Source organism: Synechococcus sp. EJ6-Ellesmere (assembly GCF_024345875.1).
In the GTDB taxonomy this organism is placed as follows: Bacteria; Cyanobacteriota; Cyanobacteriia; order PCC-6307; family Cyanobiaceae; genus Regnicoccus_A; species Regnicoccus_A antarcticus.
The window spans coordinates 1-8,563 of record NZ_JAGQBY010000134.1; the positions used below are offsets into that span (position 1 = coordinate 1).

Here is an 8,563-nt window from a genome sequence, read left to right on the forward strand (position 1 = left end):
CCAAGGGTGCGCAAAGCAGGGGAATCAACGGCCAGCCCCAAAGAGCGCTCGCCGGCCCAAAGGCCACTCCACCGCCACGAGGCGTGGGCACACTGTGAGAACTGCGGGCATTCGGCTGATCCAGCAGGCCGCGGCGCAGCAGCGGAATCAGAACGAGTAGGAGCAGCCAGCTGGCGAACGCCGCCAGCGGCACGCTGATCCAGGGAGTGGTGAGCGGCTCGCTCATCGAGGGGGCTGCACACGCAATGGCTGAGGCGGACGCCCCAGCAGATCGGCGACGCAGGTGAAACCCGCCAGGTCCGCGCTCAAGCGCAACACCGCCTCGAAGGTTTTCGGCGACACCAGCAGCAGGGGTGAGGCCAGCCATTGAAACAGCGGCGTGGGCAGAGCCAGCAGCCGGCAGTAAGCCGCACGAGGATCACCCGCCTGAATGCGCTCCAACAGGTCGCGATAACTCAGCGTTTCATCCCCCCCCAGAGGCAGCACTACCGAGTCCGCTGCACCTGTGAGCATCGCCCGTCCCTGCTCCAGCGCCACGGCCGCCAGATCCGCCGCAGCGATCGGCTGGCGCAGACCCGTTTGGGCGGGAAGGGGAAGCAGCGGCAGTCGCCGCAGCAGGCGGCGGAGAGCTTCCACATTGCGGTCGGCGTGGTGCTCGGTGCGGCCGTGAATCAGGGTGGGCGCAAGGATGCGGGCCGGCACGCTCAGGCGCAGGCAGGTGTCCAGAAGCTGCTGCTGGGCCTTGTTGAGACGCTGCACCAGCTCACGATCGAAGCGGTTGGCTGCGAACCGCTTGGTGATCACGCTCGAAGAGGAACAGGCCACCACCCCGCGCAGACCAGCCAGAGCCTGCGGCTGCCTGGCCAGCAGGGCCTCGAGAAAGGGTGCCATCAGCCAGATGTGGGCGAAGGCGATCCAGATCTGGGGACCCGGCGGCAGAGCAGAGGCTGCGGCCGCCAGGCCCTCTGGGCTGAGGTCGCTCAGATCACACAGACGCCACTGATGGCCCGCTGTGCCTGGGGGTTGGCGGCGCCCCAGGCCCAACCAGGGCGTGCCAAGCGAAAGCTGCTCGATCAGCGCCTCACCGCAGAGGCTGCCAGCCCCGAAGAGCACCAGGGTGGGCGGCCCGCTCACCACAGACTGCGGCAGGGAAAAGCCGCCAGGGCGGGATCGTCGGTGACCAGGGTGAGGTCGTCGAGTTCCGCCTGAGCGGCAAGCAACCGATCGAAAGGATCACGGTGAGCCAGGGCATAGCTGCCGGCCCGCAGGCCATGACGCCAGCTCACTGGAAGGGAAACGAATCCCTGAGCCTGCAGCAGGTTCCATCCCTCCTGCATCAGGACTTCGGCGGATGGCAACCGACCCAGGCGATGCTTGGTGGCGATCTCCCAGGCCGACGCCGAGCTCACATACACCCGCTGATCTGGATCACAGCGAGGAGGTCTCGATGGCCTGCAGCTCCTCCTTGGCCACCAGGATCGTCTCGCCGGCATGAGCCGCATCGATCAGCCGTGAGAAGTGGGTTTTGGCCTCATGGACATTCACAACGCGCATTTCATGGGCGCCACTGGAGTCAAGTTAGTCCACCCGTGGACCAGATCGTTCACTGCCCTTGGTGAAGCAGCAAGGGCTGGCGCTGCAGGAACGCTGGGCGACCATCCCAGCCCGTCGCTCGCCAGACCTGCGCGCGCCACTGATCCCGCAGCCGGCGCAGAGGATGCTCGGCGGGTTCGTCGATCGGCACCCCCAGACCCTGAACCCGGATCCCCGCGCCGCCCAGCACGATCTCAGCGATGGCCAGGACCCTGGGCAGGTGAGCCCGATCGCTCACCAGCGTCACCTGCCCAAGGGCCAGGGTCTGGCGGCGGCGGCGGATCCAGTCCGCCAGACAGGTGAGCTGCCCAACCGTATCGACGCCGCAGGTGAGCGTGGTGACCCGTGCCATCGCCGCCGGCCCCGGTTGGCGGGCAGCCAGTTGCCGGCGGGCGATGCCCTGTAGGGAGGGAAAGCCCTGGATCACGAGCTGCCGGGAGGGATCCTGCTGCCAGAGATCGAGGGCGGCCACGGTGCGGCGCGGATCTTCGGCGAACACCACGATCGCCTCACCGCCAGCGGCAGGCCACAGCCGTGGCGCCAGCCAGGGCCAGCTCAGCCAGACGCCGGCCGCCGCGATGGCGACCAGAGCAGCGGGCTCACGGCAGCGCACTGATGATCCTCTGCAGATAGCGCATCAGGAACGGGACAGGCCAGCGCCAGCCGAAGGCCCGCCGATAGGCATGGCGCACTTCCTGCAGGCGGCGGCGATGCTGCACGCCGCTGACGCCACCTGGCGCCATGTGGACCAGTTCCAGGTCGAGCACCTGCACCCGCAGCTCGGGCCAGCGGGAGAGCTGCAGGAAGTAATCGAGGTCAGCGGAGAGGCGAAAGCCCGGGGCATAGCGGGCCAGCCGCTGGCGGGCGCCGGGCCCAATCAACGTGGCCTGGTGGGGTGGCGTGGACCCCAGGAACAGCGATCGCCGGTAGGAGCCGCGCCAGCGAAAGGCCGTGGACCTTCCCGGGGTGGCATCTCCCGGAGCTGAACTCACGTAGCGGCCTCGGCACACCAGCAGATCCGGCACCGCAGCAAGGGCCGCCATGGCCCGCTCGAACACGTCCTCGGCTGCGGCCCAGTCGTCGCTGCCCCAGAACAGCAGCCACTCATGGGGTCCGGCGGCGGCAAAGCCCTGGTTCATGGCGCCGAAGATCCCCGGTTCGGCGGGGTCCTGCCGCAGCCAGCGGCAGCGGGACTCGGCGTTGCAGCAACGCTCCAGCCACTGGCGGTGCTTTGAGCCAGAGGGCCCATCGACAAACAGCAGCCGCCAGTGGGGCCAGGTCTGTGCCTGGAGGGAGTCCAGCAGCCTTGCCAGCAAGGCGTGGGAGTTGAGGGTGGGCACCACGATCAACAGTCGCGGGGCGGAGCTGGGCTGGCTCACTCAGACCAAACAGGTGTTCGAGGGTGTGCTCACAGCCGCAAAGCCACCAGAGCATCGCAGCTGAGGACGGGGGGTGGATCTCGACGCAACGGATCGCGGGACGACGCTGAACACTCAGCGCTGCCCCGCCACCACCGCCGGGTTTCCGCGCACGATGGCGCCAGCGCGCACGGCGCCGGGGCCGAGCACGGCGCGGGCGGCGATCCAGGGGTCTTCTGCCAGCCAGCATCGGACGGGGTGCCGTAGCGATCGAGCTGCTGGATCACAAGGGGGAACCGCCGGCGAGATCAGCGAGCTCTGTGGCGATCAGCTGGAGAAATCGTCTGTGGAGGGGGGTGGGATCGAGCCAGACAAGTGCTCCCGCTCGAAGCGCGCGAGCCTGGAGTTGATCTGCGCGAGCCGCGCGTTCTCTTTCTTCAGCCGCTCTATGTCTGGGCGAGGGCCCATGGCACCTGCCCAGTGGTGCAGCCTCAACGCTGTCGCCGCCAGCGGCTTCAGCGCCGCAGCGTGCGGCGGATGTCTTTGAGCAGCAGCAGCAGATGCAAGGGATCGGTGGGTGAACGCTCGAACTCCGGGATCAGGTGCTCGTAGAAGCCACGGGCCTGCTCGGATTCGGCGTGGACCAGTAAGCCACGGCAGCCGATGGCATCGCTGAGGCTGGCCACTCGGGTGATCACATCCAGCAGCAGAGCCGCACCGAGGCCCTGGCCTTGATGGCGTTCGTCGACCCCCAGGCGAGCCAGCAGCGCGATGGGCTGGGGGTAGCGGCCGGCGCCACGGCGCAGACGCTCCGGCAGTTCAGCAATCGCCACGCTCGCCATGCACCAGGCGTAAAAGGCACCAACCTGAGGTTGACCAGGCTCAGTGACGACAAAAACGCGGGTGGTGCCAGCTCCATGGGCCTGCCGGGACACATCCACCAGCCAGGCGGTCTGCTCCTGGGAGCGGCAGCGGAAGCCTGTGAGCTGGTGACGAGCCGCCAACAGCTCTGGCGGTTGGTAGCGGCCCATGCCGTTCAACCGAATGGCGAGGGCCGCTCCAGCAGCCGTGCCAGACCCGGCAGGCTGCGGGCTGGGCGGCTGTTGATCAGCTCCCATTCCCGCTGGCCGTCGTCATCGAGCACGAACTGCTCCCTGTCGGCCAGCACCCGCTGGGCCGCGAGGCGCCCCTGGGCGAGCAGAAAGGAACTGCGGTCGGTACCGAGGGCCGCAGCAGCCCGATCCAGCAGGTCGCGGTCGTGTTCTGTGGCCCGCAACTCGATCCGACTGGTTTTGGCCAGACGGAGGCCTTGGTGCTTGGTACCGGTCAAGGCGGCTACCCCTGAAACGTACGGACACTGTACGGCTGGCGCCAGCAACGAGCTGGTGGCTCATGCGGGGGAACCGCCGGCCAGATCGGCGAGCTCGGTGGCGATCAGCTGAAGGAATCGCCGGTGGAGGGGGGTGGGATCGAGCCAGACAAGTGCTCCCGCTCGAAGCGCGCGAGCCTGGAGTTGGCTTGCTCGAGCCGCGCGTTCTCTTTCTTCAGCTGCTCGATATCGCTCTCGATCAGCGCGTCTTCTTGCCTCCTCAGCGCGTCTTCTTTCTCGTCTTGAAGCATCCTCTGCTCGAGCTCGTATTGCCGCACACTTGTATCGATCGTTGGATGCCAGTTGAGCTTCTGCAAGAGCCGTCGCCACGGCGGCAGCGATGCAAGGAATTCCTGCTTGCTGCGGTAGATCGAAGGAAGCGGCTCCCAGGAGGTGGACATGGCTGCAGCTCGTAAGAAGGGTGATCAGGCCAAGGAGAAGGGCTGCGAAGACCGTGATCCAGCCTTGCCTGTCGAAACAGCCTTGCCGGTCAAGGCGAACACGCACCGTAGCCAGCCCAAACACTGAAAACAGAATAGTACAGCTGAACCACCAGGGCATCCGTGGAATCACGGATCGGCTCCGCTCTGAGCCGCCAGCGGACTGGGCCAGGCGAGCTGCCGGTGCCAATGCTGCCTGCCGGGCTCTCCATCGCGGCGCCTGCCTCACGGGCTGCAGCCCTACCCGGGATCAGCTCGTTTTCGTTCAACGACGTGCTTAACACCATCGACACCGGTGCGCGCGTAGGAGCGGTGGTGGTGGGCCCCTGCTACCGCTCCCCCACCACCACCGCGGGGTTGCCGCGCACGATGGCGCCTGCGGGCACCTGCCCGCTCACCACAGCGCCGAGGGCCACCACGGCGCCGGCGCCGATCACGGTGCCGGGGGCGAGCACGGCGCGGGCGGCGATCCAGGCATCGGAGCCGATGGTGATGGGGCCGAGGCGCAGGTCAAAGCCGGGGGAGCGGAAGTTGTGGTTGCCGGTGCAGAGGTAGGTGCCCTGGGAGAGGCACACCCGATCGCCGAGGGTGATGGGGGCGAGGTTGTCGAGCCAGGCGTCTTCTGCGAGCCAGCAGGATTGGCCCACCTGCAGGCGCCAGGGGAATTTGACGCGCAGGCCGGGCTTGAGGCGGCAACCGGAGCCGATGCGGGCCCCGAAGCCTCGCAGCAGCGCCACACGCCAGGCGGAGCCGGGCAGCCAGCGGGCGCTGAGCAGGGGGGAGCCGAGGCCGAACCAGAGGCTGCGAACCAGGAGAGGTGCACCCGGAGACCAGCTGGGCGGGGTGCGGTAGCGATCGAGCTGCTGGATCACGAGGTGGAGCCGCCAGCGAGATCAGCCATCTTCGGTGGAGGGGGGTGGGATCCTGCCTGGACGGTCAAGCGAACTACTCGATAGATCTGTACAGGCTGTACAGATTCATGAGCCGTGGCGAGCTGACCATTCCGCGAGACGGAACTATGGTGGAGTCATGATCCGGTCGTTCCGATGCGCCGATACTGCAACGCTGGCCAAGGGTTGGGCGGTTCCTCGCTTCCAGGCCTTCGAGCGCGTGGCGCGCCGGAAGCTGCGGCAACTGGAGATCGCTCAGTGCCTGGAGGATCTCCGCGTTCCGCCGGGCAACCGCCTCGAATTGCTGCGTGGCGATCGTGCTGGTCAGCACAGCATCCGCATCAACGATCAGTTCCGCCTGTGCTTCCGCTGGGGCAACAGCGGCCCGGAAGACGTTGAGATCGTTGACTACCACTGAGACATGACCATGAACCGCCTCTCTCCCATCACTCCCGGTGAACTGCTCGATCAGGAGTTCCTCGGCCCTCTCGGCATCAGCCAATACCGCCTCGCCAAAGCCATTGGCGTGCCGGCCTCCCGCATCAGTGAAATCGTCGCCGGCCAGCGGGCGATCAGCGCTGATACCGATCTGCGCCTTTGCCGTGCGTTGGGGCTCAGTCCTGGCTACTGGTTGCGTGCCCAGGCCGCTCACGACACGGAGGTGGCCAGCGCGGAACTGGCCGACGAACTGGAGTGCATCCAGCCGTTGGTGAATTGCTGACTCCCGCTGCTAACAAGACAAGCTCAGACCTCGTCACTGATTTGCAGCAGGCGGGTTTTGCAGCAGGCGGACCAACATCCGGCGCTGGTGATCTTGGCCACCAAAGAACACGGCCAATACCTGGATTTGCCGCTGTTGATCGCGTGGAAGAAACCAATAGACAGCACGATCCAGAGCTAGATGGCGAAGGCCAGGCAGCAGATCATCGTGGGATTCTCCGCGGAAGGGAGCGGTAGCCAACTGTTCGGCGGCAGTGATGATCGCCTCGATGCGCACCTGTGCGTGCCGATTGGCCTCAGCCAGTGGCTCCCCAAAACCGCAGTACGACTGAGTGAGGAACTCAGTGATCAACAGCAGATCGTTGATCGCCTCTGCGGCGAAGACCACCGTCCACTGAGCCTCGCTCATCGGGGCTGCGCCGCCAACATGGCCCGCAGTTGATCGGCAGAGACAAATGCCCCATTGGCACGCTGCTGCAGCAAGACCTGCAAGGCGGCTCGATCGGCTTGGGCATCAGCCTCCTGCTGCTTCAGCAGGTCAAGGCCTTGTTGCAGCACTGCACTCACGGATGGGAAGCGACCAGCGACCACCAACGCTTTGGCAAAGGCATGCTGATCTTCGCGGAGAGACACTGAACTCTTGACGACCACTGAATCACCACCCACAAGCAAACCTCAGTGTTACTCAGTCACACTGAGGTGTCAAGGGTCTGAGCCATCTGCGGCCGCAACAACTCCCGGGCGAACGTCGTCCCGCGCGGATGTCTTTACTGACGGCGGGGGCACGGCGCACCGATGGACAAAAACTGTTGAGCCGCGCTGAACTGGCCTGAAGGAAAAGGCAACAGCAGAAGGCCCGCTACACAGCCTTACGCCAGCGACAAAGACATTGCGATTAATAGTACAAATGTGCTATTTTCCTTGGGCGCGTCTATCGCTCCATCGACTCGGGCAGCCTTCAACGCCATGCAGATCCTCCACCCCTTTGGGCGAATCCTCCACGTGAATGGACCACCCGGACGGGTCTACACAGACACGGTCTGCCTTGCCGCACTGCTGCTTTATCGAGAAAGTCGCAGAGAAATTAAGCAGCTATCAGAAATCGAACACCGCGACCCGGAAGAGCTCTTTTTTGACGCAGAGTTCACGCAGTTCATCGAACACAGGCTAGCGGGGCACCATCACCACAACCCAAAACTCGCAACATTACTAAGCAAGCTCGAATTCCGCACCCTGATGATCCTGCCGAGTCCAAGTATCGCATTTGAACACTTGATAACTTCATCCAAACAAATAGACTTCGTGATCACAGCCAACCTGATTGAGTTTTACAGAGACTGGCTGGTCGCCGTTCAGCTGTGCAGACAGAATCCCAATACGCAAGTAATTCAATCCAGGCAAGCCTGCGAGGAGCCAATAGCGGTGGCGCGCGCCCTGCTGAGGCTGAAGATGATTACAGAGGAACTATCAGCATCTGAAATCGCCGACTTGCATCAGGCTGCCAAGAAGATGACGCCCTTAATGAGTCGATCAAAGTACGGGAGAGGCTACAGTGAACTTGAAGAAACGCGTTGCTATGGTGCTGATGAGCAAGCTGTTTGCGCTTTTCTCACCGAATTCCCAGAAGGGCCTAGCCTTATCGCGCACTATGAGGATCTAGCACTGTGCGCGGATGCTGGCCCGAAAGCATCCCTGCCCGGGCAAAACCGAGATCTATCAGCGGCTGATAACAGTTAGGTGGTAAATCCAAATGGCGCTTTGGCCTGTGCAGCACGCCAAAGCGCGCTTCAGTGAATTGCTCGACGCCTGCCAGCGGGAAGTCCCCCAGGTGGTGTCACGGCGCGGCACCGAAGCCGCGGTGCTGGTGCCCATCGAGCAATGGAACCGGCTCCAGGCTGCCGCCAGGCCCAGCCTCAAGCAACCGTTGCTGGCCCCGCATGCCCGCACGGAGGAGCTTGTGCCATCCCGTGGTGGTGCCCGCCGCCGACCTGTGGTGGAGCTGTAGGGCATGTTTTTTTTGCTCGACACCAACGTGGTGTCTGATCTGCATCTCGCCAGCGTGACCATAAAGCCGGTGAAATCGAGCGCTGGCCCCAGGCCTCAACCTCCTGCAGCACCTGCTCAGGCCGGCGCCGTTATTCAGGAGGAGCTCTACCGCTGCGCGGGCCTTCGTCTACAGAGCAAACCCAACCG

The 8,563-nt window shown here is 64.7% G+C and carries 16 protein-coding genes and 1 pseudogene; 5 read left to right on the forward strand and 12 right to left on the reverse strand.

The window, feature by feature from the left end:
* The 10 genes and pseudogenes from KBY78_RS13450 to KBY78_RS13495 form a co-directional block, all read right to left on the reverse strand.
* Positions 1-226: pseudogene (locus KBY78_RS13450) on the reverse strand (hypothetical protein); the annotation flags it as partial.
* A complete protein-coding gene (locus KBY78_RS13455; protein ID WP_255144006.1) occupies positions 223-1,134 on the reverse strand; it encodes a hypothetical protein in 912 nt (303 codons plus the stop codon). The pseudogene KBY78_RS13450 and the gene KBY78_RS13455, both read right to left, overlap by 4 nt.
* The gene (locus KBY78_RS13460) at positions 1,131-1,415 is read right to left on the reverse strand and encodes a type II toxin-antitoxin system VapC family toxin (RefSeq protein WP_255144007.1); all 285 of its coding nucleotides are present in this window, start codon (positions 1,413-1,415) and stop codon (positions 1,131-1,133) included. The genes KBY78_RS13455 and KBY78_RS13460 overlap by 4 nt, the downstream gene beginning before the upstream one ends.
* 13 nt (positions 1,416-1,428) lie before the next feature.
* On the reverse strand, positions 1,429-1,554 hold the full coding sequence (locus KBY78_RS13465; RefSeq protein WP_255144008.1) for a type II toxin-antitoxin system Phd/YefM family antitoxin: 126 nt from the start codon (positions 1,552-1,554) through the stop codon (positions 1,429-1,431).
* Between the two features lie 49 nt (positions 1,555-1,603).
* On the reverse strand, positions 1,604-2,206 hold the full coding sequence (locus tag KBY78_RS13470; RefSeq protein ID WP_255144009.1) for an ElyC/SanA/YdcF family protein: 603 nt from the start codon (positions 2,204-2,206) through the stop codon (positions 1,604-1,606).
* On the reverse strand, positions 2,193-2,972 hold the full coding sequence (locus KBY78_RS13475) for a glycosyltransferase (protein WP_255144010.1): 780 nt from the start codon (positions 2,970-2,972) through the stop codon (positions 2,193-2,195). The genes KBY78_RS13470 and KBY78_RS13475 overlap by 14 nt, the downstream gene beginning before the upstream one ends.
* 494 nt (positions 2,973-3,466) lie before the next feature.
* Positions 3,467-3,982 (reverse strand): N-acetyltransferase, encoded by a 516-nt coding sequence (locus tag KBY78_RS13480; protein ID WP_255144011.1) that lies wholly within the window; start codon positions 3,980-3,982, stop codon positions 3,467-3,469.
* 5 nt (positions 3,983-3,987) lie between these two features.
* A complete protein-coding gene (locus KBY78_RS13485; RefSeq protein ID WP_255144012.1) occupies positions 3,988-4,281 on the reverse strand; it encodes a DUF1778 domain-containing protein in 294 nt (97 codons plus the stop codon).
* Positions 4,282-4,385: 104 nt separating this feature from the next.
* Positions 4,386-4,721, reverse strand: coding sequence for a hypothetical protein (locus KBY78_RS13490; protein ID WP_255144013.1), 336 nt, complete (start codon positions 4,719-4,721; stop codon positions 4,386-4,388).
* Positions 4,722-5,089: 368 nt separating this feature from the next.
* Positions 5,090-5,632: a WcaF family extracellular polysaccharide biosynthesis acetyltransferase gene (locus KBY78_RS13495; RefSeq protein WP_255144014.1), complete on the reverse strand. Its 543-nt coding sequence runs from the start codon at positions 5,630-5,632 to the stop codon at positions 5,090-5,092.
* A gap of 157 nt (positions 5,633-5,789) precedes the next feature.
* On the opposite strand from KBY78_RS13495, the gene KBY78_RS13500 reads away from it, so the two are divergent.
* Both KBY78_RS13500 and KBY78_RS13505 read left to right on the forward strand, forming a co-directional pair.
* Positions 5,790-6,068 (forward strand): type II toxin-antitoxin system RelE/ParE family toxin, encoded by a 279-nt coding sequence (locus KBY78_RS13500; protein WP_255144015.1) that lies wholly within the window; start codon positions 5,790-5,792, stop codon positions 6,066-6,068.
* Between the two features lie 9 nt (positions 6,069-6,077).
* Complete coding sequence (locus KBY78_RS13505; protein WP_255144016.1) at positions 6,078-6,371, forward strand: HigA family addiction module antitoxin; 294 nt, start codon at positions 6,078-6,080, stop codon at positions 6,369-6,371.
* A 33-nt stretch (positions 6,372-6,404) separates the two neighbouring features.
* Here KBY78_RS13505 and KBY78_RS13510 read toward each other — a convergent pair whose 3' ends face one another.
* Together KBY78_RS13510 and KBY78_RS13515 are read right to left on the reverse strand one after the other, a co-directional pair.
* Positions 6,405-6,779 carry a type II toxin-antitoxin system RelE/ParE family toxin gene (locus KBY78_RS13510; protein ID WP_255144017.1) on the reverse strand — a complete coding sequence of 125 codons (375 nt, stop codon included), beginning with the start codon at positions 6,777-6,779 and terminating at the stop codon, positions 6,405-6,407.
* Positions 6,776-7,021, reverse strand: coding sequence for a type II toxin-antitoxin system ParD family antitoxin (locus KBY78_RS13515; RefSeq protein ID WP_255144018.1), 246 nt, complete (start codon positions 7,019-7,021; stop codon positions 6,776-6,778). The genes KBY78_RS13510 and KBY78_RS13515 overlap by 4 nt, the downstream gene beginning before the upstream one ends.
* A 315-nt stretch (positions 7,022-7,336) precedes the next feature.
* On the opposite strand from KBY78_RS13515, the gene KBY78_RS13520 reads away from it, so the two are divergent.
* From KBY78_RS13520 to KBY78_RS13530, 3 genes are all read left to right on the forward strand, one after another.
* On the forward strand, positions 7,337-8,107 hold the full coding sequence (locus tag KBY78_RS13520; RefSeq protein ID WP_255144019.1) for a hypothetical protein: 771 nt from the start codon (positions 7,337-7,339) through the stop codon (positions 8,105-8,107).
* 13 nt (positions 8,108-8,120) lie between these two features.
* Positions 8,121-8,375: a type II toxin-antitoxin system Phd/YefM family antitoxin gene (locus KBY78_RS13525; protein WP_255144020.1), complete on the forward strand. Its 255-nt coding sequence runs from the start codon at positions 8,121-8,123 to the stop codon at positions 8,373-8,375.
* A gap of 3 nt (positions 8,376-8,378) precedes the next feature.
* The coding region (locus KBY78_RS13530; RefSeq protein ID WP_255144021.1) for a hypothetical protein at positions 8,379-8,563 on the forward strand (185 nt) is incomplete at its 3' end.

Coding starts and splice junctions, on each gene's coding strand:
- KBY78_RS13465 (WP_255144008.1), bottom strand. CDS start 1,554: ATGCGCGTTGTGAATGTCCATGAGGCCAAAACCCACTTCTCACGGCTG.
- KBY78_RS13480 (WP_255144011.1), bottom strand. CDS start 3,982: ATGGGCCGCTACCAACCGCCAGAGCTGTTGGCGGCTCGTCACCAGCTC.
- KBY78_RS13490 (WP_255144013.1), bottom strand. CDS start 4,721: ATGTCCACCTCCTGGGAGCCGCTTCCTTCGATCTACCGCAGCAAGCAG.
- KBY78_RS13500 (WP_255144015.1), top strand. CDS start 5,790: ATGATCCGGTCGTTCCGATGCGCCGATACTGCAACGCTGGCCAAGGGT.
- KBY78_RS13505 (WP_255144016.1), top strand. CDS start 6,078: ATGAACCGCCTCTCTCCCATCACTCCCGGTGAACTGCTCGATCAGGAG.
- KBY78_RS13510 (WP_255144017.1), bottom strand. CDS start 6,779: ATGAGCGAGGCTCAGTGGACGGTGGTCTTCGCCGCAGAGGCGATCAAC.
- KBY78_RS13520 (WP_255144019.1), top strand. CDS start 7,337: ATGCAGATCCTCCACCCCTTTGGGCGAATCCTCCACGTGAATGGACCA.
- KBY78_RS13525 (WP_255144020.1), top strand. CDS start 8,121: ATGGCGCTTTGGCCTGTGCAGCACGCCAAAGCGCGCTTCAGTGAATTG.